At 56.8% G+C, this 26,105-nt stretch carries 18 protein-coding genes and 1 tRNA gene; 11 read left to right on the top strand and 8 right to left on the bottom strand.

The window, feature by feature from the left end:
* Window positions 1–209: 209 nt before the first annotated feature.
* The 3 genes from HMPREF0576_RS06660 to HMPREF0576_RS06650 all read right to left on the bottom strand — a co-directional run bounded on the left by HMPREF0576_RS06660 (window position 210) and on the right by HMPREF0576_RS06650 (window position 5,753).
* Window positions 210–3,155 carry an FAD-binding and (Fe-S)-binding domain-containing protein gene (locus tag HMPREF0576_RS06660; protein WP_004011240.1) on the bottom strand — a complete coding sequence of 982 codons (2,946 nt, stop codon included), beginning with the start codon at window positions 3,153–3,155 and terminating at the stop codon, window positions 210–212.
* A gap of 14 nt (window positions 3,156–3,169) precedes the next feature.
* Entirely contained in the window at window positions 3,170–3,832 is a 663-nt protein-coding gene (locus tag HMPREF0576_RS06655) for a VTT domain-containing protein (protein WP_013189036.1), read from the bottom strand.
* Between the two features lie 94 nt (window positions 3,833–3,926).
* The gene (locus HMPREF0576_RS06650) at window positions 3,927–5,753 is read right to left on the bottom strand and encodes a cell wall-binding repeat-containing protein (protein ID WP_245527364.1); all 1,827 of its coding nucleotides are present in this window, start codon (window positions 5,751–5,753) and stop codon (window positions 3,927–3,929) included.
* Window positions 5,754–5,869: 116 nt separating this feature from the next.
* Between HMPREF0576_RS06650 and HMPREF0576_RS06645 the strand changes: the two genes are divergently transcribed.
* Window positions 5,870–9,187 (top strand): MMPL family transporter, encoded by a 3,318-nt coding sequence (locus tag HMPREF0576_RS06645; RefSeq protein WP_004011238.1) that lies wholly within the window; start codon window positions 5,870–5,872, stop codon window positions 9,185–9,187.
* Window positions 9,188–9,190: 3 nt separating this feature from the next.
* Here the strand turns inward: HMPREF0576_RS06645 and HMPREF0576_RS06640 are convergent, their stop codons facing one another.
* Window positions 9,191–9,973 carry a DUF4234 domain-containing protein gene (locus HMPREF0576_RS06640; protein WP_004011237.1) on the bottom strand — a complete coding sequence of 261 codons (783 nt, stop codon included), beginning with the start codon at window positions 9,971–9,973 and terminating at the stop codon, window positions 9,191–9,193.
* A 279-nt stretch (window positions 9,974–10,252) separates the two neighbouring features.
* Between HMPREF0576_RS06640 and HMPREF0576_RS06635 the strand changes: the two genes are divergently transcribed.
* The 3 genes from HMPREF0576_RS06635 to HMPREF0576_RS06625 all read left to right on the top strand — a co-directional run bounded on the left by HMPREF0576_RS06635 (window position 10,253) and on the right by HMPREF0576_RS06625 (window position 14,541).
* A complete protein-coding gene (locus tag HMPREF0576_RS06635) occupies window positions 10,253–11,356 on the top strand; it encodes a beta-carotene 15,15'-monooxygenase (RefSeq protein WP_169761436.1) in 1,104 nt (367 codons plus the stop codon).
* A gap of 119 nt (window positions 11,357–11,475) precedes the next feature.
* A complete protein-coding gene (locus tag HMPREF0576_RS06630; RefSeq protein WP_004011236.1) occupies window positions 11,476–13,008 on the top strand; it encodes a Re/Si-specific NAD(P)(+) transhydrogenase subunit alpha in 1,533 nt (510 codons plus the stop codon).
* 3 nt (window positions 13,009–13,011) lie between these two features.
* Window positions 13,012–14,541 carry an NAD(P)(+) transhydrogenase (Re/Si-specific) subunit beta gene (locus HMPREF0576_RS06625; RefSeq protein WP_004007498.1) on the top strand — a complete coding sequence of 510 codons (1,530 nt, stop codon included), beginning with the start codon at window positions 13,012–13,014 and terminating at the stop codon, window positions 14,539–14,541.
* Between the two features lie 159 nt (window positions 14,542–14,700).
* Here HMPREF0576_RS06625 and HMPREF0576_RS06620 read toward each other — a convergent pair whose 3' ends face one another.
* The 3 genes from HMPREF0576_RS06620 to HMPREF0576_RS06610 form a co-directional block, all read right to left on the bottom strand.
* Window positions 14,701–15,333 (bottom strand): hypothetical protein, encoded by a 633-nt coding sequence (locus tag HMPREF0576_RS06620; protein ID WP_245527363.1) that lies wholly within the window; start codon window positions 15,331–15,333, stop codon window positions 14,701–14,703.
* Window positions 15,334–15,373: 40 nt separating this feature from the next.
* Window positions 15,374–17,350, bottom strand: a complete 1,977-nt coding sequence (locus tag HMPREF0576_RS06615; protein WP_004011234.1) for a cell wall-binding repeat-containing protein — start codon at window positions 17,348–17,350, stop codon at window positions 15,374–15,376.
* Between the two features lie 305 nt (window positions 17,351–17,655).
* Window positions 17,656–18,276: a superoxide dismutase gene (locus HMPREF0576_RS06610; protein WP_004011232.1), complete on the bottom strand. Its 621-nt coding sequence runs from the start codon at window positions 18,274–18,276 to the stop codon at window positions 17,656–17,658.
* A gap of 180 nt (window positions 18,277–18,456) precedes the next feature.
* Between HMPREF0576_RS06610 and HMPREF0576_RS06605 the strand changes: the two genes are divergently transcribed.
* A tRNA-Ser gene (locus tag HMPREF0576_RS06605) sits at window positions 18,457–18,541 on the top strand.
* A 455-nt stretch (window positions 18,542–18,996) separates the two neighbouring features.
* Here the strand turns inward: HMPREF0576_RS06605 and HMPREF0576_RS06600 are convergent.
* Complete coding sequence (locus HMPREF0576_RS06600) at window positions 18,997–19,260, bottom strand: hypothetical protein (RefSeq protein WP_004011231.1); 264 nt, start codon at window positions 19,258–19,260, stop codon at window positions 18,997–18,999.
* Window positions 19,261–19,547: 287 nt separating this feature from the next.
* On the opposite strand from HMPREF0576_RS06600, the gene HMPREF0576_RS06595 reads away from it, so the two are divergent.
* From HMPREF0576_RS06595 to HMPREF0576_RS06570, 6 genes are all read left to right on the top strand, one after another.
* A complete protein-coding gene (locus tag HMPREF0576_RS06595) occupies window positions 19,548–19,829 on the top strand; it encodes a toxin (protein WP_245527362.1) in 282 nt (93 codons plus the stop codon).
* A complete protein-coding gene (locus HMPREF0576_RS06590; RefSeq protein WP_004007492.1) occupies window positions 19,822–20,115 on the top strand; it encodes a hypothetical protein in 294 nt (97 codons plus the stop codon). The genes HMPREF0576_RS06595 and HMPREF0576_RS06590 overlap by 8 nt, the downstream gene beginning before the upstream one ends.
* A 350-nt stretch (window positions 20,116–20,465) precedes the next feature.
* On the top strand, window positions 20,466–22,181 hold the full coding sequence (locus HMPREF0576_RS06585) for a peptide ABC transporter substrate-binding protein (protein ID WP_004011229.1): 1,716 nt from the start codon (window positions 20,466–20,468) through the stop codon (window positions 22,179–22,181).
* A gap of 170 nt (window positions 22,182–22,351) precedes the next feature.
* Entirely contained in the window at window positions 22,352–23,278 is a 927-nt protein-coding gene (locus tag HMPREF0576_RS06580) for an ABC transporter permease (protein ID WP_004008896.1), read from the top strand.
* 10 nt (window positions 23,279–23,288) lie between these two features.
* Complete coding sequence (locus HMPREF0576_RS06575) at window positions 23,289–24,257, top strand: ABC transporter permease (RefSeq protein ID WP_004008897.1); 969 nt, start codon at window positions 23,289–23,291, stop codon at window positions 24,255–24,257.
* 2 nt (window positions 24,258–24,259) lie between these two features.
* A complete protein-coding gene (locus HMPREF0576_RS06570) occupies window positions 24,260–26,101 on the top strand; it encodes a dipeptide ABC transporter ATP-binding protein (protein WP_004011228.1) in 1,842 nt (613 codons plus the stop codon).
* The last annotated feature ends 4 nt before the right edge of the window (window positions 26,102–26,105 follow it).

Below are 26,105 nucleotides of genomic sequence, written 5' to 3'. Positions count from 1 at the left end.
AGTTTTATGCCGGGTTTCTCCGGGCGACTTGTCTGGTTTCATGGGGCGCGCGTGGATTATAGGGTGGGATTTGGGCAGTAGCTGCCAATAATGGCAGCTACTGCCCAAATCCCACCTTATATTCACACCCCCGCGCGCATACCTGGATTCACCGGGTGTTTTCCGGGTGCTCTTTGGTTGATTTGGTGCGGAATCGTCGCGCAGTGGGGTTAGGCTTCGACGCGAGCGCTGGGTCCCAGCAGCAGTCGCGCTAGGTGAATCCCGTGGCTACCCGCCAGCTGTTCCGCCTGAGTACGGCAGCTGAAGCCGTCAGCTAGGAAGATCGCGTTCGGGTGTTCACGCAGGGCGGGCAGTAAGGCGTGTTCGGCAATCCGCTTTGAAACCTCGACGTGGCCGCGTTCCATGCCGAAATTGCCTGCCATGCCGCAGCATCCTGCCAGTTCTACGACCTCTGCCCCGGTGGCTGCCAGCAGCTTGCGGTCGGTTTCCCAGCCCAGGACGCTGTAGTGGTGGCAATGCGGCTGGGCAACGACCTGGACTCCGCGCAAATCCGGTAACTGCCAGACATCTGGGTTCGGGGCAGTCTCCGGGTCACTGAGCAGCTCTGCCAAAGTTCGCGTGGCTCGGGCAATAGCGTGAGCGCGGGGATCATCGGGGAGTAAACGTTCCAGGTCATCGCGCAAGGTCGCGGTGCAGGATGGCTCCACGCCGACGATTGGAATCCCGTTAACTGCCAGGGGTCCCAGAATCTGACAGAGGTGCCGCATATTGTGTCGGGCTTTGTCCAACTGTCCGGTGGTCACATAGGTCAGCCCGCAGCAAGCCGGACGCGGTACATACACCTGGTATCCCGCCGTTTCCAGCAGCTCCACTACCGCCTCAGCACCATCGGGGGCGATTCCCTCCGAGAAAGAATCTGCCCAAACGGCGACCCACGGCTTGGCTTCGGGAGCGGGTTGGCTGCCCTCGCGCGCTGATGCGGCAGCAACATTGACTGGTCCCGTAGCCTCCGGTGTCGAATCCGTGTGTGGGCTCACCAGCCCGTCCGTGTCGAATTCCGGTTCGGCAGCGTATCCGCCGTGACGCCGTGTCCAAGTCCGGAATGACTCGGAGGCAAAATGCGCCATCTGACGGCTTGGATCGAGCCCGAACAGCCGAAACACCAGGCGGCGAATCCACCCTACCCCGAAAACACTGTTTGCCAGACCCGCTCCGCCGGGAATCCGTCGCGCCAAACGCAGCCACCCCGGCAATCGACCCAACAGGTAATGCGAGCGGGGTCGCAACGACCGGCGATACGCCCGATACAGCGACTCGGATTTGTACGCCGCCATGTCTATCCCGGTCGGGCAAGCCGTGGAACACGCCTTACATGCTAAGCACAAGTCGAGAGCTCGCAACAGGTTCGGGTCGCGAAAATTCTTAATGAGCGTGCCGTTCGTGACTTCTTGGAGCACCCTGGCGCGTCCGCGGGTGGCATCCTTTTCCTGACCAGTCGCCAGATAGCTGGGGCACATCCAAGCGTTCTTAACCTGGTTCATTGCCAAGCATTTGCCGACTCCGGTGCAGCGATGCACCGCGGCGGTAAAGTCCTTGTCTTTCGGGAAAGTAAAGCCTTGACCGGGCAGAGCCGGAATGACCTGAGCCGCTGTCAGACGCAGATTTTGATCCAGTGGATCAGGATCGACTAAGACGCCAGGATTCAGCAAACCTCGCGGATCGAACAGGGCTTTGACCTGCTTAAACAAATCAATCAGTGCGGGGGAATACATCCGCGGCAGCAACTCTGAGCGAGCCCGACCATCTCCGTGCTCGCCTGAGAGCGAACCATGATGCTTGCCCACCAGGTCAGCGGCACGTTCCAAGAACTCCCGTGAACGCCCTTGCCCTGCCTCTGCACCCAACGGCAGGTTCAACCGCACGTGCAAACAGCCGTCACCGAGATGCCCATAGAGCATCCCGTCCACGTTCATCTCCCGCATCAAATCGGTGAAATCTCGCAGATACGCCGCCAAATTCTGGGGCGGAACCGCAGCATCCTCCCAGCCAGGCCACGCCGGATCATTGCCGCTCCCGTCCGGGTTCAGCGGGGTGCGTCCGCCCAACCCGGCTCCATCGGCGCGAATCCGCCAAAGTTTGGTGGCTTGCGTGGACGGGGGCAGCACCAGGGTGGCGCGGGTGTTGGCAGCTTGCGCCAGGTCATTGGCACGAGCCAGGGTGGTCTCCAAATCCTCGGTGGCGCTGCCCATCTCTACCAACAGCCAAGCATTACCCTCCGGCAGCTCAGGCAGCTCACCAACCCCCGGCTTTTGCGCCAAAGTGTAAACCAAACGGGAATCCATGCCCTCCACCGCGAGGGGCGAAAAGTCATTAATCAGCGGCACATCGGTGGCAGCGGCAATCATGTCGGGGTATCCCAGCACCACCATCACCGGCGCGGTCGGCACCGGCACCAGACGAAGCGTGGCACGCAGCACGCTGACCAGAGTCCCCTCACTGCCAACCAAGAATTTTGCCAGGTCGCGTCCGTTTTCCGGCAGCAGGTGTTCCAGTGAATACCCCGAAACTTGCCGGTGAAAACGCCCGCATTCCGTGCGAATCAGCGCCAGATTTTCGTCAACTAGGCGCTGCAAACCTGGTACCGCGTCCAGCGCACCCGCGCCGGAGGCGGCGGTAAATTCCCGTCCAAAACCGTCGATAACGTCCAACGAAATGACATTGTCCGCCACGCGTCCCCAGGCTTGGGCGTGCGGACCGCAAGCATTGTTGCCAATCGAGCCTCCGACGGTGGCTCGCGTCCAAGTGGACGGATCGGGACCGAAACGCAGCCCAAAGGGCGCTCCGACCTTTTGAATATCGGCGAGCACCACCCCTGGTTCCACCGTAATCTGACGTGCGGAAGGATCAAAGGACAAAATCCGGTTGCAGTGGTGCGAGGTATCTATGACCAGACCGGGTCCGATGGAGTTGCCGGAACATGAGGTGCCGCGACCGCGCATCGTGAGGGGCACGCCGGTGGAGAGAGCCTCCAAAATCGTGTCACGCAGTTGGTCAAGGTCTTTCGGCTGAGCAATCCGGTCGGGCACGATGCGATAGTTTGAGGCATCCGTCGAATAAATGGCCCGATTCAGTGGATCTTGGAGGTATTTCACCATGGCCCTAGTGTATGTTACTTTTCCTCAGCATCTCCGCTTTCCGGAGTTTTGCTCAGGGTCTTTTTCAAAATTCCCAGCGCAATGGGGATGACTGATGCCGCGATGATGATAACGGCGATGAGCTCCACATTGTTGCGGATAAAGGGCACTCCGCCCAGCGAAATTCCCGCGACGATGAACACCCCGGTCCAGGCAATACTGCCGATGACGTTCCACAGGGTGAAATGCGCCCAGCCGTAACGTCCGATACCGGCAGCGATAGGCACGAAAGTGCGCGCGAAGGGGATGAAACGTCCCAACACCACCGCGGGACCACCCCACTTGTGAAAGAACACTTGGGCACTATCTAAGTATTCGGTTTTCAACACGCGAGCGTCAGGTTTAAAGAACCTCTCGCCGAACAGCAGCCCGAACCAGTAGCCGACTTGGGCGCCGGCTATCGCTGCCACAATCAGCACGAACAGGATTACGGCGAGGTTTACCGGCATCCGGTCTTGGAGCAGCCCCAACGCAAACAGCATCGAGTCGCCGGGCAACACGGGGAACAGCACTCCGGACTCGATGAACACAATGAGTGCGACAATGGCGACCATCCACACCCCATAGGCGGAAATGAGGTGTTCCAACAGGGCGTCGGGGTCTTTTAACCATTCCAGCAAATTCGCAGTAAAAACCATGGTTCCAATCTTAATCAATGTCGAGAGTCAGGGATTCTGGTCGCAGCGCAAACGCCAAACCGCAAACGGCGAACGCCAAACCGCAAGAGGGCGGCTAGCGCAGCGCCCAGGCTACGTCCTGGTCAGACAGTGCGCCGGTGCCACCGACGATGACCCCGTGGGAGCCGGTGGATGCCCACAAACTCCGCAAAAAGGCGGGTTTCGACCCGGCGGGAGGTATCAGCACAAGTTTCGCACCTTGCTTCACGGTGTAGGCTCCGGCTGCCAGGGCATCGGGGAAGTTCTGTCCCGACACCATCACCAGACCGTTTACGTTGCGCCCGCGGTCAAGACCGGTGGCGAGGCGAAGGGCAGTGTCGTAACGGTCTGCCCCGGTGTAGGTGGCGCTGGGATTAATGCCCGCCGAGGCGACGGCAGAATGTGCCGGACCGCCCACCGTAATGATTTTAGCGCTGGTCAAAAGGGGTTTCAGGTAGCTTTGGGTAGCGTCGGGCAGGCTGGCATGACTGGATAGCACCAGGGAGGCGCGCAGCGCTCCGGTGGCAGCGCCGGCAGCGAGGGCATCGGGGAAATTGATGCCGTCAGCCACCAAGACCACTCTGGGGTCGCCCCCTAAAGAATCGCGATATTGCGCGACTTTCCGGGCGGTGTCGAATCGATCCATGCCGACCAGCTCCACCAATTCCAGACCTTTGGCTGCAATCGCCGCCCGGTCGGCAGCGCTCAGACCTACGGTTCCGCCCACGCGCACGACGCGGCGCAGCCCAAATTTATCTAGGGCTTTCACGGCTTGGGAGTCCAGATGATTGCGAGAATTCGACAAGACTAGCGCCGAGCTGGTGACCCCGGAGAGCTGAGTCGCTGCCAAACCATCGGCGGCAATTAAACCGGTGGTGAGAATCAGGGTTTCCACGTTAGGAGAAGCCTCAGCAATCATCCCGGAAGTCTCCATCCGGTTGGCACCGCTGACCCGCATCACGTTTGGCGGCAGTTGCTTGAACGCCAAATTAGCCTCGCTGCCGTGCACCGACACCCCTAAACTCCTCAACCACGGCGCGAAGCGCGACATCGGTGAGGCCGCGTTAAACAGCAGCTGTTCGCTGTTATCGCTGAAAGCTGTGTGGGATTTCGAGCTGGTGATACCGACCACCTCGCCAGCAGCATTGTACAGAGGACCGCCGGAATCCCCCCGATCTACCGCCATCGGCACGGTGGCGAGGATGTTTCCGGCAGGGGGAATCTGGAAACGCTGGGCAGTCCGAGCATCCAAGGTGTTGACGTTGGCGCAGTAGTTTCCTTTGCCGCCGATCATTTGGGAGACCGCCTCGATGGTGGCGGATTCTTTAATGATGTAGTTCTGTCCGCAAATGAACAGGGGAGTACCGGGGGGTTGAATCGCCGCGCTGACCGGGGCAATGGGATGGTTCGCCGGTGTGGTCACAATCAGCGCCACGTCACCTTGTGAAGTCGTGTCCCAAGTCACCCCGGTGGCGATGGCAGGAGTCCCCGGAAGGTGGGAGTTGGCAGAATAAATCCGCGCCGGTCCTTGAGGCAGGCTCTTAAAACAGTGCGCCGCAGTCAGCACCATGTTGGGTCCGACCCAAACCCCAGAACACATGGATGCCATTCCGTCCGGACCCGGTCCGATAATAATCTGGACGGTGGCGGGGTGCGGGTCAGGAATCTGTCCGGCTTGGGTGAATCCCATTTCGGGAGAGTTCACAAGGGGGGTCGTGCTGTCTGGTTGGTCAGCAGGAGCGGGCTGGAGGAGCTGGTGTACTTCGGTCGACAGGTCCTGAGACGGGGTGTCGGCGGTCTCGGCGCGGGCTGGTGCCACCGGAACGATACTAACTAGGGCGAAAGCCAACATGAACAGTGCCGAAACCCACAGGGGGCGACGTAATGTAAAACCACGGAACATAAGGCCAATTATCGACTATCGGCGCGGTTTTATCCAACCGTCACCGTTTTGTGCGGGGATAAAAACGGAGTTCCAATTCGGGTGCGACTTTCTCGCCGGATGACTACATTAGAAGTATGTATGTCAAGCTGGCGCGTTTCTTGGCCCTCAGGCCGAGGAAAGTGCTGGCATTTTGGATTTTGGTGGTCATTGCCACCTCACTGAGTGCGATGACTGGATTCGGAAATCCCCTATGGAATCGGCTCATTTCTGACGTTCCGCAGGCGACCCCATCGGAATCTCATTCGGGGCAAGTCTTGGTGGAGAGTCACCATACCGCGGCATATTCCGTGATGGCTTACGTTTCCGGAGTTGATTTACGGGCAGAGCGGGAACAGGCTCCGAAGCTGGCGAGTCAACTGGATGAGTTGAAGGCTAAAGCTGAGAATCAGGGAGACGAAGCCAAGAAACTGGGCAATGAAGCGAAAGCGGCGGGGGATCCGGCTCAGACGCTGGGGGAACAGGCGCGCGCTCTCGGGGCGAAAGCGACCGAGCTGGGTAACCGTGCCACCAGCTTGGGCAACCAAGCTAAATCCCTGGGGCATGAAGCGCAGGAGGCGGGAGCACAAGCGCGAGAGTTGCAGGCGCAAGCCGAGGTTGCCGGAGCAAAAGCGCAGGCGGCGGGAGCGCAAGCGCGAGAGTTGCAGGCGCAAGCCGAGGCTGCCGGAGCAAAAGCGCAGGCGGCGGGAGCGCAAGCGCGAGAGTTGCAGGCGCAAGCCGAGGCTGCCGGAGCAAAAGCGCAGGCGGCGGGAGCGAAAGCGCAAGATTTGAAGGCGCAAGCCGAGGCTGCCGGAGCAAAAGCACAACAGCTCGCCACCAGTGGCGATATGGCGGGTGCTGGGGCAGCAAAAGCGCAAGCGGAACAGCTTGGTGCCGCGGCACAGCAGGCAGGTGCCGAAGCCCAAGAACAGGGCGCTGCTGCCCAACGTCTTGGTGCCCAAGCCCAAGCTGCCGGCACCGAAGCCCAAACCCAGGCCGCTAGTGCCCAAGAAATCGGTGCCCAAGCGCAGGCAGCTGGACAACGGGCGCTTGCCAGCGGAAACCAAGCGCAAAGTCTCGCCGCGCAAGCCCGCCGGCTCGGCAATCAAGCCAAAGCGAAAGGCAACCGGGCGCGGGAACTGGGCAATCAGGCAAAAGATAAGGGGGACATTGCCCAAGACCTGGCAGACCGCGCGCAAGCCATCGGTGACGGTGCGAAAGCGCTGGGTGATAAAGCCAAAGCGCTGTCCGAACCCGACTGGCCCGTTTCGAAAGCCCTGCACACCGAGCTGAAAAAGTTTGAAAAGACCCTTAAAGAGATGCCTCACGTAGACAAGGTGTCTTATCCATTCGTGGCATACAATGCCATGCTCGATCCCCAAGCGCGGGAACTGGTGGCAAAAGACGGTCAGGGGTTCGTCATCGTGGCGACTATGGATTTGCGGGTGAATGGGAAAGCCCAAGAGGATCCGCCGGAACAGTTCGAGCCAGACGTTAGGAACGTGGAGAAGGCTTTTGAAAAGCTGGAGGTCACGCTGAAATCGGCGCTGCCCAAAGACGCCGTGCAATCGGATTTCCAGGTGCGAATCACGGACTCAGACTTGGTAAACGATGCGGGAATCCAGACCCTAAAGCGAGACTTGGTGCGTTCCGAATCAATTGGCATCCCGCTGTCTTTCTTAATTATGGCGGTGGTGTTTGGAGGATTTTTAGCGGCTTTGCTGCCACTGTCCGGGGCTTTGGTGGCGATCTCTACCGCCTTGGCGATTATGTTGGGGATGACCTACCTGTTTGCACAGCAGTCTTTTGCGGTCAACGTAATCTCAGTGCTGGGATTGGGTCTATCCATCGACTATGGCTTGCTAATCGTGTCGCGCTACCACGAGGAACTTGTGCGGTTACGAGAGCTTCCTCCAGACGAGTGGGAACCGGACTTTTCCGGGGTGAAAAAACCCAAGACTCGTGAGCGGTTGGAGGCTTTGAACCCGCGCTATCTGCGGGCTTTGGAAATCACCCTGGCAACCGCGGGGCGAACCACGTTCTTTAGTGCCCTGACCGTAGCGATTGCCGCCTCCGGAATGATTTTCTTCCGCCCGGAACTGTTGAAGTCACTGGGAATCGCAGGGTTTTCTACCGTGCTGCTGGCGATGATTGCCGCGCTGACTTTAGTGTCCGCCCTCATGTTCATGGCGTCTGCCCACCTGGAAAAGCCTTCGCTTCTGTCCCGGATTCCGTTCTTGAGCCGTTTCATGGGTAACGTCGAGCCGGCACATGTGAAGCACCGGGTGAAACAGAGCCTAGATCCGCAGGGTGCGCCGGAAGTTGACCCGGAGACAGAAAACACGTTCTTTTACCGCATCTCAGTCGGGGTAACCCGCCGTCCCTGGCTGTCATTCATTGTCTCGGCGGTCGTTTTGGTGGCAGCGTGCCTGCCGCTGGCGACCCTGAACCTGCGCAACTCGCTGCTGGACATGCTGCCAGTCCAGAACGAACAGAGGCTTTTGTACGAAGATTTGGCAGCGCAAGTGCCGCGCACGGGACTGCCCCCGGTGCGTATCGTGGCGGAGGACACCACGCCCGAAGAACTCGATGCGTGGACCGCGGCAAACCTTCACGACATCAAAGGTATCGCCCAAGTTTTCGCTGCTGCACAACTGAGCGATACCAAAGACTCCGTGGTGATTGTGGATTTGGAAACCACGGATGCTGGTTCCCCGGAAGCGGAGCGGGTCGTGCAGGAAATTCGGGATAAACCCCACGATTTCCAACGCTATGTCATCGGTCAGGCGGCGAACCAAATCGATTTCATCTCTTCGCTGGCGCAAGGCTTGCCCTGGGTGCTTAGCGTGCTGGTGATAATCACTATCATCCTGTTGTTCCTGATGACTGGCTCGATAGTGATACCGCTGCAAGCCCTGGTAATAAACACGTTGTCACTGATGGCAACCCTGGGAATCTCCACCTTGGTCTTTGTGGATGGTTTCGGGGTGGAGCTACTGGGGGCGCAGAAGCTGCCGGGGCTGGAGTCTTACGTGGTCGTGATGCTGATGTGTTTCGGCTTCGGGCTGTCGATGGACTATGAGCTGTTCCTATTGTCTCGGATGAAAGAGGTGTGGGACGAGACCGGGTCGGCACGTCTGTCTGTGATTCAAGGTTTGTCGAGATCAGCGCGGATTGTTACTTCCGCAGCGACCATTTTGGTCTTTGTGTTCCTCGCGTTCGTGACCGGACACATGATTGTGTTGAAGCAGGTTGGATTTATTTTGGCGTTGGCGGTCGCCTTTGACGCTACTATCGTCCGGATGGTACTGGTGCCTTCCGTGATGGCTCTGTTTGGACGGGTGAACTGGTGGGCGCCACGACCCCTCCGTCGGTTGCATAACCGGTTCTCAGAACGAATCGGTCATTGGGAATAGGGATTACCGGTAAACGTTGACTACGGTCTGAACCGGCTGGGTGACCTGCATTTGTTGCATTTCCAAGTTGGCATCAGCATTCAGCAAGTTCATGGCCTTAACCCACTTAATCGCGCCAACGAACGGTCCAATCAAAATTAGCGTACCGGGAATCATCCACAAAAGTTCATTGAGCAGGCTGAAGTTGTAATTAATCTGGCGAACCTTTATTTGGTTCTCGATACGTAGAAATACTTTAATTATCCAGACAATTGACCCAATGCCGAGGGTCAGCGGTCCGACGATAAAAATCAGCAAGAGGTAGTTCATTGTTTTCTTGCCGTCTCTCCAAGCCACAGTGTTGAGGTCTTCGGTCATGGCGTACATAAAGATCAGACCGTAAATCCCGAAGGTGAGCGGAGAAAGGAAAAAATATGCCCAGAAGCTGCGATTGGTTTTAAACCTGCCCATCCGTCCTTGCTGTAATAACGCCGTGGGGTCTTTGAGCGGGCTAGGGGAAAAGTTTTGCGGCGCATTTGGCGGTGTGACGCTGGCAGGTTGATTGGTGACGGTTACAGTTGCGGGAGCAGTCGCATTAGCTGCCGGGGTCTGCGTTGCGCCCTGTCCCAGAGCGTCTGTGCCTGGGGTCGGGGCAGCAACCTTCGCTTCTGACGATGCCGAGGGCTCTGATGCTCCGGGGAAAGTCTGTCCGAAAGGTGAAAGTCCTGGGGTAGAAACGGAAACGTGAGGGGTATAGTCTGGCTTAGCGATACTACCATCGGTGTTGGGCAGGAATGGGCTGGTCACTTGAGATTCCTTCCACTAGCGGATACTCAAATTGCTACGGTCAGTGTAACGTTCTGAGGCGGAAATAATACGAAGTTGGGGACTGTATTTTCCGCAACCATCCCGCCCCTTTGGTCAGAAGCGTTAGGGAAGCTCCTGTCGACGAACTTGGTCAACGACAGGCGCCTAGCTACGGCGCGGACCGCACTATGACAATAACGAAGTCTTATAGCCGTTCGGCAACCTTTAGGTCGGTGGTAAGGTGACGTTTAACGCAAAGTCGATTGAAAGGAAACCTAAGTGTCTACTCCTTCCAGCCCCGCAGGTTTTCAAGCCAATGGTCCATCCAGCCACGCTGCGGCTCACTCCAGTCAGACGCAGCCGGTTCAGCAGCAGACACCGAATCCGCCTCAGCTTGATCCAGATTTGCCACCGCCCCCGCTAGCATCCGATGCGGTATTTTCGCCACCTTCCGCGCCGGCACCCGGCGCAGCTCCCCAACCAATGCCGGGCTATCCGCAACCCCCGATGAACTCCCCTTCGGCTCCGACCATGCCGCAGACCCCGCAGGCGCCGCAACCGACTCAGCCCGTTCCACCTGTCTCGCCCACCCCCACTTATGCGACTCCCGGACAGGTGCCCCCTGGTCAGCCCGTGCCAGGATACGTTCCACAGCCCGGCGCTAATGTCTATGGGACTACACCCGGTTACCCAGCAGCGCCACCAGTGACCCCTAAAACTCCCAGTCAGGTGCCGCAGGCTTTCGTTGATTCTTTAGTCAACCCCTTCAAAGGGGAAACCGTCAAAACCATTCTCGACAATAGCCACATCAAAGAATGGTGGTTCGCCTCGGCAGGGGCATTCAGCATTGTCTATGGGATTTACGGGGCCTTTTTTGCCGGAGCTGCAGCTATAAACGGCACCTTTTCGGCTCTGCTTATTGCCTTAATTAATCTTTTGCTCAATCTGGTATTGGGTGGAGGCATCACATTCGGATTGATTTCGCTGCGGTCGGTATTGCTCATGGCAGAATCCAAATTCCACAAGACCCCCATCACATTCACGCAAGCAGCAAACATTGTGGGTACAGGTCTGGTGCTGCCGACGGTGATAATGATTCCGACCATTATCATCACCGCATTCATGAACGGTTTTCTCACTTCGCCATTTTTCACGCTGTTTAATTTTATGTGGTACATAGTGATACCGGCAGCGTTCTTGATGCTAGAGATTAACTGCACCATAGCGATGAAACTGTTGAACCCGGATTCAACCCGCTGGAACATATCTATTCAGATTGCGTCCGTGGCTGCCATCTTGCTGGCAATCTCCATCGTAAACAGCTTGGTGAATAATTATGTACCTTCGATTGCGTCCCTGATTGATTACGTTACGCCCTACTAGACGCCACACAGCCGACCTTTTTAGCGTTGACGGTTCCTGATAAGCTGGTTGTATCACGGGAAAACCCCGCGCGACGGCTCAAACGTCGTCAACTAAGTTAAGTATTTCAGGAGTTATACGTGCGCATAGGAATACCGAGAGAGCCCGCTGAGGGGCAAAAACTGGTATCTGCCACACCTGACACCGTTGGCAAACTGATTAAGTTGGGCTATGAGGTCATCGTCGAAGCCGGAGCTGGCGTTGACGCATCGTACCCGGACCAGCTGTATCGCGATGCCGGTGCCGAAGTGGTGGGACCACAGGAAGTTTGGCAGGCAGACATTGTCACGACTTTGGACACCCCGCCGCAAGACAAAATCGATCAGTTGCGCGAAGGCGCCGTGTTGATTTCACGCCTCGGGGTGCGTATTCATCCCGAAATCGCCGAAGTGTTCGCCGAGCGAAACGTGACCGCGATTTCAATGGATGCCGTGCCGCGTATTACCCGTGCTCAGGCGATGGACGTGCTGTCCTCGATGGCAAATATCGCTGGTTACCGGGCAGTTATCGAAGCCGCTAATGCCTTCGGGCGCTTGTTCACCGGTCAGGTCACCGCTGCCGGCAAGATGCCCCCCGCCAAGGTTTACGTTATCGGCGCGGGTGTCGCCGGGCTTGCAGCCATCGGCACCGCGAACTCGATGGGTGCCATCGTCCAAGCCACCGACGTGCGTGCCGCCGCTGCCGAACAGGTGGAATCCATGGGCGCCGAATTCGTAGAGATTCCCGCCCCCGCTCAGGAATCCTCCGACGGCTACGCCAAGGAAATGAGTGAGGATCAAGCCAAAGCAGCCCTGAAACTCTATACCGAACAGGCAGCTGCATCCGACATCGTGATTACCACTGCCCAGATTCCGGGTCGTCCCGCGCCACTGCTGCTCACGGCAGAAGCGGTGGCGGGCATGAAGCCCGGTTCCGTCATCGTGGACATGGCGGGCGGCAACTGTGAACTGACCAAGGCCGGGGAAGTCGTCGTCACCGATAACGGCGTAACCATCATTGGCTTCACCGACCTTGCCAACCGTCTGCCCGGTCAGGCCTCCCAGCTCTATGGGCAAAACATTGTGAATCTCATGAAGCTGATGACCCCGGAAAAGGACGGCAACATCGTCTTTAACCTGGACGATGAAGTCGTGCGGTCCATCACTATTGCCCGCGAAAAGGACGTGCTGTGGCCCCCGCCAGCCATTTCAGTATCGGCAGCCCCTGCCAAGCCCGCCCCCGGCGCGGCAACGCCCGCGGCGCCGGAACCGGAAAAGCCAAAGTCCCACGCCATGCGGAACTTCTGGATTTTTGTGGCAGCCGTGCTGGGCATAGCCCTGGTCGCAGTGACACCATTCTCAATGCTGCCCTACTACATTATTTTGGCGCTGGCGATTGTGGCAGGGTTCTATGTCATTACCAACGTGACCCACTCGCTACACACCCCGCTGATGAGCGAAACGAACGCTATCTCGGGCATCATCCTGGTCGGTGCGATTCTGTCGCTGGCACAATCGACCTCGTGGATTGTGACCGGTCTGGCTGGTTTGGCAATCCTAATCGCATCCATCAACATTTTCGGCGGTTTCTTCGTGACCCACCGAATGCTCAAGATGTTCCAGAAGGAGGACTAAGCCATGTTGCCCACACTTGTGAATTTTGCGGCTAACGCAACTGATCATGCCGACATGACCACCCTCGCTTACTGGAGTGAACACGTCGAATACTTCGCCTACCTCATCGCCGCCCTGCTGTTCATCATGGCACTGGCAGGTCTGTCTAACCAGGCCAGCGCCCTGCGCGGCAACAAGTTCGGTATCGCCGGCATGAGCATCGCGCTGGTGTCGATTATCTTTGTCGCCCTGACCGCCACCCCGCCGGCAAACGCCGTGACTCACGTCGGTCAAACGGCCGCTATCCTGGCAGGATGTATGCTGCTGGGGGCGATTATCGGCTTGTGGAAAGCCAAGAACGTTAAGATGACGGGAATGCCCGAACTCATCGCCTTGCTGCACTCGTTTGTAGGTCTGGCAGCGGTGCTGGTCGGGTTCAACACCTTCATGGAGCTTTCGGGCACCGCCAACGCGGAAACTGTCCGTGACATGGGTTTCCACCTCGGCGAAGTCGGGATTGGCATCTTTATCGGCGCGGTGACATTTACCGGTTCCATCATCGCCTACCTGAAACTCTCGGCAAAGATTAAAGGCAAGCCGTTAATGCTGCCGGCGCGTAACTTCCTCAATATCCTGATGATTTTGGCAGTTGTCGCCATGATTGTGTGGATGATTGTCGCCAAGCGAACCGACCCGGCAAGCGCCGATGCGGCTCTGGTTCAGCAGCAGTGGATTGCTCTGGGCGTTCTGACCGCGATTTCCCTGGTGCTCGGCTTGCACCTGGTGGCAGCCATTGGCGGTGGGGATATGCCGGTGGTCGTGTCCATGCTGAACTCGTACTCCGGCTGGGCGGCCGCGGCGGCGGGCTTTATGCTGTCCAACCCGCTGTTGATTATCGTCGGTGCCCTGGTCGGCTCCTCCGGTGCGTTCCTGTCCTACATCATGTGTAAAGGCATGGGTCGCTCGTTTATCTCCGTTATCCTCGGTGGTTTCGGCGAGGGCGCGGGCCCGAAGCAGGAAGCCAAGGATTACGGTGAACACACCGAAATCAAAGCTCCCGAAGCCGCGGAGATTTTGAAGGGCGCCAAGTCCGTCATCATCACCCCCGGTTACGGCATGGCTACCGCGGGCGCGCAGTTTGCGGTCGCGGACTTGACCAAGAAACTGCGCGAGGCGGGCGTGGAGGTTCGTTTCGGGATTCACCCGGTGGCAGGGCGTCTACCCGGTCATATGAACGTGCTGTTGGCAGAGGCCAAAGTGCCTTATGACATCGTGCTGGAGATGGATGAGATTAACGACGATTTCCCCGATACTGACGTGGTCCTGGTCATCGGCGCAAACGACACTGTGAATCCTGACGCCTACGAGCCGGGCTCTCCGATTGCGGGGATGCCGGTGCTCCACGTCTGGGAGGCGGGGCGCGTGATTATCTTCAAGCGTTCGATGGCGACCGGCTATGCCGGGGTGCAAAATCCGCTGTTCTTTAACGAGAACTCGGACATGCTCTTTGGCGATGCCAAGGCCTCCGTGGAGGAAATAATTAAGAATCTGTGAGGCTTTGCCCAGTGGTTTCCCCTGCCTTTCGGCAGGGGAAACCGTGTTTAAGCCCCAAAAACAACCCGACGTTAACCGACCGCAAAACAATTCGTTCGTGCGCACGACTCGTGACTGCCACCAAAATCGCACCGGGCAACGACGGCGCAGGCAGGGGTGCTAGCCGAAAATAACCGGCCAGGTCGGCAGGCACCAGGTCACTTGATCCAGGGCTTTATCGAGCTGGGTGCGGCTCTCTACATACTTTGGATTTTGTGCCGGGGCAGTGCCCTCGTCCAGCAAACGCTGCGCCGCCTCCGGATCTGTGTACTCGGGAATCTCACCGGAGATTAACCGCGGCTCTATCTCCACAATCTTGTGCAAATTGTCCAACGCCTTTCGCGCGTCGCGATCCGTTCCACCAGCAGCGGCAAATTCCGCATAGTGCTTGGGCAGAATCTGCAAAAACTGTGCCCATTCGGGGGCCGCATTGACCGTTCCTGCGTTCGGGTTGGTCTGTTGGGCTTGAATCTGAGCTACTCGTTGCGTAAACGTTTTGCCTTGCGGAGACTGCTCCAGAAGGTTGCTCAAGACCGTATCCATGGCAGCACACCCTTTCGAACCAGCCTTCACCGGGGGCAGTTGGGCATTTGGTCCTGCCGAAGATTTCACGGTCGGACCCGCCGGACTCGGGGTGTCATCCCCTGCGCGACGCGACGACCGCCACGACCACACTCCTGCTGCCAGCACCACAGCCATGATGACGGCAACCAAAATCACGAAAACGCGAGTACGGCTCATCCGAAACGACACTGAGACCTGCCTTGCTTACGGTTATCCGGGGGGCATCCGGCTAGGTCGCCAGAGGGCGAACGATGTAAGGAGCGATATTGCCCCATTTATACAGAGGGCGCTGCCTGGTGTAACCGTAGCTGGACTCAATAACTTGGTTCGATCCCACGTATATCGCGACGTGATAGATGCCCCCGCGTCCCTGCCAAAATACCAGGTCACCGGGAATTCGGTAGGCGAACGGGAGCTTCTGCAGACCGGGGTGCGCATAAAGCTGCTTGGAAGTGCGATAGGTGGGTGCCGCGTGGGAAATGACATTAATCGGCTGCGGGTCGATGCCGGCTGCATACAGAGCTTGCAGAGCCAGTCCCGAACAGTCGTAACCATCGCCGGTCGGACCCGCACCGCCCCACGTGTAGGGAGTGCCGATTTGACCGCGAGCAAAGGAAAGCATGGCATCTATCCGCTGCTCCCGATTGGCTTTGAGCGGAGGAGGCTGCATCTGGAAATTATCCATATTCCAAGGGCGCCCGGTCAGCCTGACCCAAGTGGCGTAATCCACTACGCCCGAGGCGGGCAGCCCGCTGCGACGTTGGAAACGCACCACTGCATTCCTGGTCGCGCGATCAAAAGTCATACTGGCATTTAGCGGAACCCCAACCCCCAGACGGGCGCGGACTTCCCGCACTTTGGTTCCATTCCACCCCGATTGGGGCACCACGGTACCCGGCGGGGGAGTAATTTTGTCCACAGCTTGCAGATAGTAGCCTGGAGCGACCCATCCCCGCACCACCGGTCGAGTCTGCAAGCAAGGCTTAGCGGGGTTTTGTGCATACTCATTTGCAGCGTTGAGGACCTCCGGGGTGACAGTGCTGTCACCACCCAGGGCGATGACTTTCTTGATGCCGCTGGTGCGGATATGCTCGCACACTGCATAAGGCAACCAATCCGGTTCGGTCAACAGAACGCTGCCGTCATCGAGACGACCTCCCGCAGCCACGCTGTCGGCTAAAACCAAACCATTGGTCAGGTAGGCAATTTGTACCTCGGGATGGTCTTTCATGACCTGTTTGGAAACTTCCACCGCGGTTGCGTAACGATGCGGACCTGCCAGGTATCTGGTGGGTTTATAGGACCCCAACTGGTTGGATCCGAGTTGGACGATTTCCTTGGCTCCCAGATGAGAAATAACATCCAGGGTGTCCGCAGAGAGCCCGTTTTGGCGCGAACCGAAGAGAATCGGACCGTTACGCAGGGACGCGCCGGTGAGGGCATCTGGTCCAATGACGCCTTGTGAACCCGTGCCATCGGTAACATAAACGATGTTCGAGCCGTCCGGGAAAGCGTATTTGGCGATTTCGTTAGCGGTTTCAAAGCGGTCCGCTCCCGCTATCCGTTCCAGCTCGGTCGTCTCAGACACTTTGGCTTGCTCCAGGACTTTTTCCGGAATCGACCCGGTGCCGCCCAGCGCGATAACTTTCTCAGGTTTGATTTCCTGCAGATAGGCTTTGACGGCGGCGTGTAAGTTGTGGCTGGCGGTTAGCAAGACAGGCCCATCCCGCAGCGAACCGGCCGCCATCGCGTCGGCGAGTTTCCACCCTTCTGCCAGATAGACAGTCTTGGGGGGAGTAATAAAGGTATAGCGGGCGATGGTGACGGCAGTCTCAAACCTGCTGACTCCCGCGACTCGGGACAAATCGGGGCGTCCCGCGGGAGTCGCCCCAGCGAGGGTGGGAACCAAACTGGGGGCACCGGCAGAAACTGGGCTGTCCGGTGAAATCTGGCTACCAGGCGGAACCGGGGAATCTGAGCCGGGAACTCCCGCATTACCGGGAGTGTTTCGCGGTAACGCGTGGGCGCTGGGGTCTTGCGGGTCGGGGCTTGCAAACTCTCCCGCTGCGGGTGCTCCGGTTTGAGGCGGGTCGGTCAGGTCCTCGTCGGCATGAGCTGGTACTGTGGCAGCGAGCAAACTGGCTGCGATGGCGATGCCCGCGAAGCTGCTAATTACCGCACGTGGCGTGTGTGTGACGCGAAGCAAAATACATCACCTATCTCATCTAACCAAACAAAATCTGCAATGTTGCAGCACAAATTGTAGTTGAAATTGGTAATAAATTCCTAGGAATTTCGGGGAAAACGGGAAAAATAGGCGCCGGAGCATGGGCTGGCAGGGGTGGCAGGGGCAGCGTGGTTTCAGGTTTTGCTTTCAGCTGCAGCTCGGGCAAAGCCCGACAGAGAATCCTGAGTTCGGGCAAGCCGAAATCCAGAGGTGGGGCTTCGGGCGTAAAAAAGCGACGGTGACGACGCGAAGCGCCGCCACCGTGCGAAATAGCTGTTTGGGTCTTAGATTACGCCGTGATGTTTAGAGGCGGCATGGAAACGGTTTTCGACCTCCGTCCAATTCACCACATTCCACCAGGCCTTGACATAGTCACCCTTGACATTCAAGTAATCCAAGTAGAAAGCGTGTTCCCACATATCCAGCATGAGCAGCGGAATCTGGGCAATCGGAACGTTCGACTGCTGGTCAAACAGTTGGAAGATGACCGGGCGACCCGCCACACTGTCCCAAGCCAGCACCGCCCAACCCGAGCCTTGCAGCCCGGTCGCGGCGGCGGTGAAGTGCTTTTGGAAGGCTTCAAAAGAGCCGAAGTATTCATCAATCGCCGCAGCGAGTTCACCGCTGGGGCGATCCGGAGTGTCGTTGGCGGGACCCATCATCTTCCAAAAGGCAGAGTGGTTGGCGTGACCGCCCAGGTTAAAGGCGAGATCCTTTTCCAGCTGGTTAATCGTGGCAAAGTTGCCGGTCGCGCGGGCTTCTTCGAGTTTTTCCAAAGCCGTGTTCGCGCCGTTTACATAGTTGGCGTGGTGCTTGTCGTGGTGCAGCTGCATAATCTTGCCGGAGATATGCGGCTCCAGAGCAGCATAGTCGTAGGGGAGTTCGGGGAGGGTGTAAACCGCCATGTTTTGTTCCTAACTGTTACCGTCAGATCTGGGTTGACCCGACGGCTCGATTCTATCGGAGCGCAGGCGTACTTTCGGCGAAGTATCGCCTATAGCAAAATCGCGGTCGCTGAATTTCTCGCTCAGCGCGGAAATATGTACAATGGTAGGCGCTGCTTTTCGCAGCCAAACTTAATACCTGGAGGATTCGCCTAGTGGCCTATGGCGCACGCTTGGAAAGCGTGTTGGGTGCAAGCCCTCGGGGGTTCGAATCCCCCATCCTCCGCTAGAAATGATGCTCGGATTGTGCCGGGCATCATTTGCATTTGCACAAGGTCCGCGGGGTGAGATCCTGAGATGACTAGCAGTTTTGTGTGATTCATCTGTAACCCATGCGTTCTTCACTGCCTGTAATCAGCCAAACAGCGTTGTGTAAACTCCGGAAAATTTCGGAAGATAATTGCTCGGTTGTGAATAAACAGGGGGATTTGGGCAGTAGCTGCCAATAATGGCAGCTACTGCCCAAATCCCACCTTATAATCCACGTGCATTCCGAAACCTGGCTCCACGAGAGTCCAGACAACCGGAAGTTAAAAAGCGGAGCCGCATTTTAGGCTCAAAATAAACGTGGGGAAGAAACCCCAAGATGTGCCAAAATAAGCGCAGAAACGGTAAGCCTGCACGGTCTACTGCGTAGCCTGGTGGGCTGACCCCGTCTCTGTGCTCAAAAAGTACCCCATATCACAGCGGATATCCCTGGGATTCCATGAGTTCTTCGTAGTATTCCTCGTCATAGATGTCTTTCAGCGCTATGACCTCATCAAGAAGTTCTTGCGTCAGGGGTTTGTTGTTATTGGCAACTATAGCCGTCACCCCAACGAGAGGGACGAAAATCCCATCTCCTTCAAGGGCGCATAGCATATCGTTGCGCTCCTGTTCGGTAGCGTAGCCCTCGGCATATAAGTGCTCAAGCAGGGCTGCAACTCTTTTTTCATCCTCAGTCATGTCCGACAATCCCTTTTCGTTCCACCACAGTTCGCAAGAACCTATTCAGTATTTTACCCGGCTGGTTATATTCGTAAATGTTTCTACCGGACACCGGAAATGCTGCTTCGAATATGGAATAGTTACCAGCCATAGGCAGTGACTTCAATTAGAACACCATCAATCATCTTCCGGACTGTATTTCCTTTCGCTTATGACACGTACTCTGTCGGGTTTTTAGTTTGTTTGGAATGGGAGATGGACAACAAAGGTTCTGAAAACCTATTCTCGGCGGTACCCTCTTGTTGGTGACTACATTTATGTGGCACAATAATCGTGTGGAAGTGTTCGAATCGGCTCTTAAGCATGGGATTGACCCGGAGGATTCACTCTATGTGGTGCAGCACTCTTTACGAAGTTTTCTGATGAGGGAAGACCCGAGGAAAGTGTTATACCTGGGTTTTTCTTCCAGTGGGCAAGCCTTGGAAGTCGTGACTGCTGAGACGGAGCTTTTCGGCGAAGCTTTGATTCATTCGATGCCCATGCGTAAGAGGTATCAAAAACTGATGGAAGGAGGACGAAATGAGTGACATACAGGTAAGGAAATTTGACGAGCTTTCCCCGGAGGAAGCGGAAATGCTGGTGCGAGACGTAGCTGAGGCTGAACGTGGTTACAGCATGGCGCAGCTTGAAGCGGGTGAGAAGCGGATGCGTGGTCGCCCTCTAAGTGTGGGAGATAGCCCAGCCGTCAAGGTGCTGCGGGTGCGCATCGACCAGGAACGTGACGTAAAACTTAGTAAATATATGAACGAGCACCACCTGACCCAGAGTGCTGCGGTGCGCGATTTGCTGGATAAAGCACTGGCAGAAGTCTAGGGACACCTCCAGGCAGCGGTCTTGCGCTAGCCAACCGGCGCTGTATAAACTCCGGAAAATTCCGGAAGATAATTGCTCGGTTGTGAATAAACAGGGGGATTTGGGCAGTAGCTGCCAATAATGGCAGCTACTGCCCAAATCCCACCTTATAATCCACGTGCACCCCCGAAAATCAGCTGAGTCGCATGAAAACCCAAAATAACGCAATGCTGCCACGGATAAACGCTGACCAATTGCGGACCTAAGGCACCGCAAATGCGGATAAAAGGTAAATGATGGGTATGTTTTTAGTTAAATTTAGGTTTTGAATGTAAACTAGCCAAGTGCCACAAAAGTGGTATTACCCGAAAATGTCGGCGACGGCGCTGATAGACAGCGCCAAGCTGAGGAAATCTTTGGAGGCTAACCTCGTGAAGAAGCAACTGACTGCCATCGCTGCTGCGGCAGCTCTGGCATTGACGATGACTGCTTGCGGATCTGGCTCGGACAGCGGAAGCGCTGAAGGCAAAACAAATGCCAATGCGGTAATTGTCGGTAACGATTCCGAGCCCCAGAACCCGCTGGTTCCTGCTAACACTAATGAAACCGGCGGCGGTTTGATTCTGGACCACATCTTTTCCGGTCTGGAATACTACGATGCCAAAGGCAACCCCCAGATGGAAGTTGCCGAATCTATCAAGTCTGACGACAACCAGAACTGGACTATTAAGATTAAGGGCGATACCAAGTTCTCGGATGGCACTCCGGTGACTTCTAAGTCTTTCGTGGATGCCTGGAACCAGGCAGTGAAGCATAACATGCTCAACGCCAGCTTCTTTGAGTCCATCCAGGGCTACGACGAAGCCTTGAAGGCCGCGGAAGACGCCACTGCAGCCGACCCCAAGAACGGTACCGGCACTGTAGATATGACCGGTCTGAACGTGGTGGATGACACCACCTTTACCGTGGCTTTGAACCAGCCGGAATCTGACTTCCCGCTGCGTTTAGGTTACTCGGCGTTCTACCCGATGCCGGAGGCTGGTATCGGCGATCCGGAAAAGGTGAAGGCTTACGGCGAAAACCCCATCACCAACGGTCCCTACCTGGTGAAAAAGGACTCCTGGAAGCATAACGAACAGATTGAACTGATTCCGAACCCGGATTACAAGGGCGATCGCAAGCCGAAGAACGGCGGGGTGACTTTCAAGTTCTACTCCACCCAGGATGCGGCTATGAGTGACTTGCAGTCTGGTTCTCTGGATGTCTTGGATGCGATTCCGGACTCCGCATTTGGAACCTACCAGGATGAGCTGGGCGACCGCTCGGTGAACGATCCTTCTGCCATCTTCCAGTCTTTCACTTTCCCGAAGTCTGATGACCGTTTCCAGGGTGAGGCTGGCGCTTTGCGTATGCAGGCTATCTCGATGGCGATTGACCGTGACGAGATTTGCAAGACCATCTTCCAGGGCACTCGGACTCCGGCAGTTGACTTCATTGCCCCGGTCATTCCCGGACACAACCCTTCTGTGAAGGGCAACGAAGTGCTGAAGTTCAACCCGAAGAAGGCGAAGGAACTGTGGAAGCAAGCTGACGCGATTCAGCCGTGGACCGGTGACTTTGAGCTGGCTTACAACTCTGATGGTGGTCACCAAGCATGGGTTGACGCGACGGCCAACTCCATTAAGAACACTCTGGGCATCGAGGCTAAGGGCGCTCCTTACCCCGACTTCAAGTCCATTCGTGATGAAGTCACCAAGCACACCATTAAGACGGCATTCCGTACCGGTTGGCAGGCAGATTACCCCTCGCCTTATAACTTCCTCGGTCCGCTTTACCGCACCGGTGGTTCCGCTAACGACGGTGAGTACTCCAACCCAGAATTCGACAAACTGCTCGCGCAGGCTCTGAACACCTCTGATCAGAAGGAAGCCTTCAAGATCTACGATCAGGCTCAGGAAATCCTGATGAAGCAACTGCCGGCGATTCCGTTGTGGTACTCCAACGTCAACGGCGGTTGGGCTGAAGGCGTGCAGGGCGTCCAGTTCGACTGGCACTCCAAGCCGCTGTACTTCTACATCACCAAGTAATTTGGCGATAATTTGGGCTTGACTTGACGTGTCGAAAGACCGCCAGGAAAGCTTGAAAAATGAACGACTGCGGCCTGGGTAGGAAATGTCACTCCCAGGCCGCAGTTACGTTTTCACTACCTTATCGAGGTAGAATCATTGCATTATTTCGATTTTGACAAGGAGGCGCCGTGGGACGATATCTCGGCCGCAGGCTCCTGCAGATTATTCCAGTGATGTTGGGTGCGACGTTGCTCATCTACGCGCTGGTGTTCCTGATGCCAGGCGATCCGATTCAAGCTCTGGGCGGTGATCGTGGTTTGAGCGAGGCTGCCGCTGCCGCCATGCGCCGGCGTTACCACTTGGATCAGCCATTCATCGTGCAATATCTGCTCTATCTGAAAGGCATCTTTACCCTAGACTTTGGCTTGACATTCTCGGGGCGGGAAGTTACCGAGGTTATGGCTTCGGCTTTCCCCGTGACCATTAAATTGGCTTTGATGGCCTTGGCGTTTGAAGCCATCTTTGGGATTGTATTTGGGACGATTGCGGGTCTGAAGCGCGGGGGTGTCTTTGACGCCACGGTTTTGGTGGTCTCGTTGTTCGTGATTGCCGTACCGACTTTCGTCATTGGTTTCGTGATGCAGTTCTTGATAGGGGTAAAGCTGAGATGGCTGCCCACTACGGTTGGCGGGGATACTTCCTTCGAAAGGCTGCTGATGCCCGCCATCGTGCTAGGGGCAGTGTCCTTTGCCTATGTGCTGCGCCTGACCCGCCAATCTGTCTCTGAAACTGTGTCGGCTGATTACGTGCGTACCGCTTACGCTAAAGGTTTGCGTCCCGGACGAGTCATCCGGGTACATATCTTGCGTAACTCGCTGATTCCCGTCGCTACTTTCCTAGGGGCTGACCTGGGGGCGCTAATGGGCGGCGCGATTGTAACCGAGGGTATTTTTGCCATCAACGGCGTAGGCGGAAATATTTACCAAGCCATTATCAAAGGTGAACCTGCTACTGTCGTATCCTTTACCACCGTGTTGGTGATGGTCTACGTCCTGGCGAACCTGATAGTCGACTTGATGTACGCCCTTCTGGACCCGCGGATTCGCTACGAGTAAGGAGGGGGAAATGGCAAACGAAAACGAGAGCACTGTGGAAACGAAAAATTTGCCCGGACAGTCCCACTACGTTTCAGAAACTGACGAAACGGGTTTGGGGGCGGTAGACGCCGTTGCCGATGACCGCGCGCCTTCCTCCATGTGGGGAGAAGCCTGGAAATACCTGCGCAAACGACCCCTGTTTTGGGTGGCTGCTGCCATCATCTTGTTCGCTATTATGCTGGCGGCTTTTCCCAGCCTGTTTACCAGTGTGGACCCGAAGTTTTGCGAGCTAAAGAACTCTTACGGCAAGCCTAGTATGGGGCACCCGTTCGGCTTCGACCGGCAGGGGTGCGACATCATGGCGCGTACAGTCTATGGGGCGCGCGCCTCCGTGATTGTGGGAATCTTAACCACCGTGGTAGTGGTGCTGATTGGCGGCACATTCGGAACCCTGGCAGGCTTCTTTGGGGGCTGGCTAGACTCGTTCCTCTCCCGCATTACGGACATTGTTTTTGCGGTGCCGTTCCTGTTGGCAGCCATCGTGGTGATGCAGATGTTCAGGGAAAACCGCACTATCTTTACAGTGGTTTTGGTGCTGGCGGTGTTTGGGTGGCCGCAAATCGCGCGTATTACGCGCGGAGCAGTGATGCAAACCAAGAACGAAGAATTCGTCAATGCCGCCAAAGCCCTGGGCGAGAGCAAGATTCGTATCATTTTGCGCCACATCGTGCCCAATGCGATTGCTCCCATGATTGTTTACGCCACCGTGGCCCTGGGGACGTTCATCGTGTCAGAAGCGACGCTGTCCTTCCTGGGTGTGGGCTTGCCTTCTGACGTGGTCAGCTGGGGTGGGGATATTTCTCGCGCCCAGTCGGCATTGCGCCAGAATCCGTCCGTGCTGTTCTATCCCGCTGGCGCGCTGGCTCTGACCGTTTTGAGCTTCATCATGATGGGTGACGTGGTCCGCGATGCCCTCGATCCGAAAGCGAGGAAGTAACGTTGAGTGACACTGCAAAGAACCTCGGCGAGGTCGCTGCTGAAGCCTCGGGGATGCCGGTATTAAACCAAGAGCTGGAAGGTGCTGACAATCCGGCTACCGCCGCCGAAATGGAAGCGACCCAAGACGAATTAATCCTGGGTTCGACCTCCTATGCAGCTGCGAAATCCGGCGAGACGATGCCCTTGCTGGAAGTTATCGATTTGGAAGTGGCTTTCAAATCTTCCACGGGAATGGTTTCCGCCGTGCGTAAAGCCAACTTCTGTGTCTATCCCGGTCAGACCATCGCTATTGTGGGTGAGTCCGGTTCCGGTAAGTCTACGGCTGCTTCTGCCATCATCGGGTTGCTGCCCGGTACGGGCAAAGTCGTGGGTGGCAAGATTCTGTTCCAGGGACACGACATCACAAGTTTGGGTCGGCGCCAATACGTGGAATTGCGCGGTTCGCACGTCGGCATGGTGCCCCAAGATCCCATGTCGAACTTGAACCCGGTGTGGAAAATCGGTTACCAGGTGCGTGAAGCCCTGCGAGCTAACGGCAAAGCCAAAGGTCGTGAGGACGACCGAGTGGTGGAACTGCTGGAGGAAGCGGGACTGCCGGACGCGAAACGGCGCGCGAAACAGTATCCGCACGAATTTTCTGGTGGGATGCGCCAACGCGCCCTCATCGCCATTGGTTTGGCTGCCGATCCGCGGCTGCTGATTGCTGACGAACCGACTTCCGCTCTGGACGTTACGGTGCAGCGACGGATTCTCGACCACCTGCAGAAGCAGACGCACGAGCGTGGCACCTCGGTACTGTTCATCACGCACGACTTGGGTCTGGCAGCAGAACGGGCTTCGCACCTGGTCGTCATGCACCGTGGGCGCGTGGTGGAATCCGGTCCGGCTCTGGACATCTTGAAACAGCCCCAACATCCCTATACGAAGCGCCTGGTCAGCGCCGCGCCATCCCTGGCTTCACACCGTATCCAAGCTGCGAAAGACCGTGGCGAGGTTTCTGAAGATTTGCTGACCCATGGAGCCAGCCTGGATGAATACAAGGACGAAATCATCCGCGTCGAAAACCTGACCAAGACTTTTGAGGTACGCGGCTCGAAAGGCGCTGCCAAAAAGCTCAAGGCAGTGGATGATGTGTCCTTTGCACTGCGTAAAGGTACGACTTTGGCACTCGTGGGCGAATCCGGCTCCGGTAAATCCACGGTGGCAAACATCATCTTGAACCTCATCGACCCCACTTCAGGGAAGGTCTATTACGAAGGTACCGACCTGTCGACCTTGAACAAACGCGAGCTGTTCGATATGCGCGCGAAAATGCAGGTCGTCTTCCAAAACCCTTACGGCTCACTCGATCCTATGTTTAGCGTCTACCGCTGCATCGAGGAACCGCTGCTGGTGCATCGCAAGGGCGACCGGAAGGCTCGTGAAGAACGCGTGGCACAGCTGCTGGATGCAGTAGCCCTGCCACGTTCGGCGATGCGTCGCTATCCTGGAGAGCTTTCCGGCGGGCAGCGCCAGCGTGTCGCTATCGCGCGAGCTTTGGCGTTGCGGCCCGAGATTATCGTCTTGGACGAGGCCGTTTCCGCTCTGGATGTGCTGGTGCAGGAACAGATTTTGCAGCTTTTAGCTGAGATTCAGCACCGTGAACACATCAGCTACCTGTTCATCACGCATGACTTGGCAGTGGTGCGTCAGATGGCTGACGACGTGGTGGTGATGCAGCAGGGTCGGGTCATGGAAACCGGCATGGCTGACGAAATCTTTGATCACCCCTCCCAGGATTACACCAGGGACTTGATTGACGCGATTCCCGGCGCCAGCATTCCGTTGTTCAACGGTGACTAAGCGG

It is taken from the genome of Mobiluncus holmesii ATCC 35242 (assembly GCF_000185445.1).
In the GTDB taxonomy this organism is placed as follows: domain Bacteria; phylum Actinomycetota; class Actinomycetes; order Actinomycetales; family Actinomycetaceae; genus Mobiluncus; species Mobiluncus curtisii.
This window is presented reverse-complemented; position numbering and strand designations above follow the sequence as displayed.

Excerpts from the sequence above, each read along its gene's own strand:
- HMPREF0576_RS06625 (WP_004007498.1), top strand. The coding sequence starts at position 13,012 with ATGTTGCCCACACTTGTGAATTTTGCGGCTAACGCAACTGATCATGCC.
- HMPREF0576_RS06590 (WP_004007492.1), top strand. The coding sequence starts at position 19,822 with ATGAGTGACATACAGGTAAGGAAATTTGACGAGCTTTCCCCGGAGGAA.
- HMPREF0576_RS06650 (WP_245527364.1), bottom strand. The coding sequence starts at position 5,753 with ATGTTCCGTGGTTTTACATTACGTCGCCCCCTGTGGGTTTCGGCACTG.
- HMPREF0576_RS06660 (WP_004011240.1), bottom strand. The coding sequence starts at position 3,155 with ATGGTGAAATACCTCCAAGATCCACTGAATCGGGCCATTTATTCGACG.
- HMPREF0576_RS06610 (WP_004011232.1), bottom strand. The coding sequence starts at position 18,276 with ATGGCGGTTTACACCCTCCCCGAACTCCCCTACGACTATGCTGCTCTG.
- HMPREF0576_RS06645 (WP_004011238.1), top strand. The coding sequence starts at position 5,870 with ATGTATGTCAAGCTGGCGCGTTTCTTGGCCCTCAGGCCGAGGAAAGTG.
- HMPREF0576_RS06600 (WP_004011231.1), bottom strand. The coding sequence starts at position 19,260 with ATGACTGAGGATGAAAAAAGAGTTGCAGCCCTGCTTGAGCACTTATAT.
- HMPREF0576_RS06655 (WP_013189036.1), bottom strand. The coding sequence starts at position 3,832 with ATGGTTTTTACTGCGAATTTGCTGGAATGGTTAAAAGACCCCGACGCC.
- HMPREF0576_RS06585 (WP_004011229.1), top strand. The coding sequence starts at position 20,466 with ATGTCGGCGACGGCGCTGATAGACAGCGCCAAGCTGAGGAAATCTTTG.
- HMPREF0576_RS06575 (WP_004008897.1), top strand. The coding sequence starts at position 23,289 with ATGGCAAACGAAAACGAGAGCACTGTGGAAACGAAAAATTTGCCCGGA.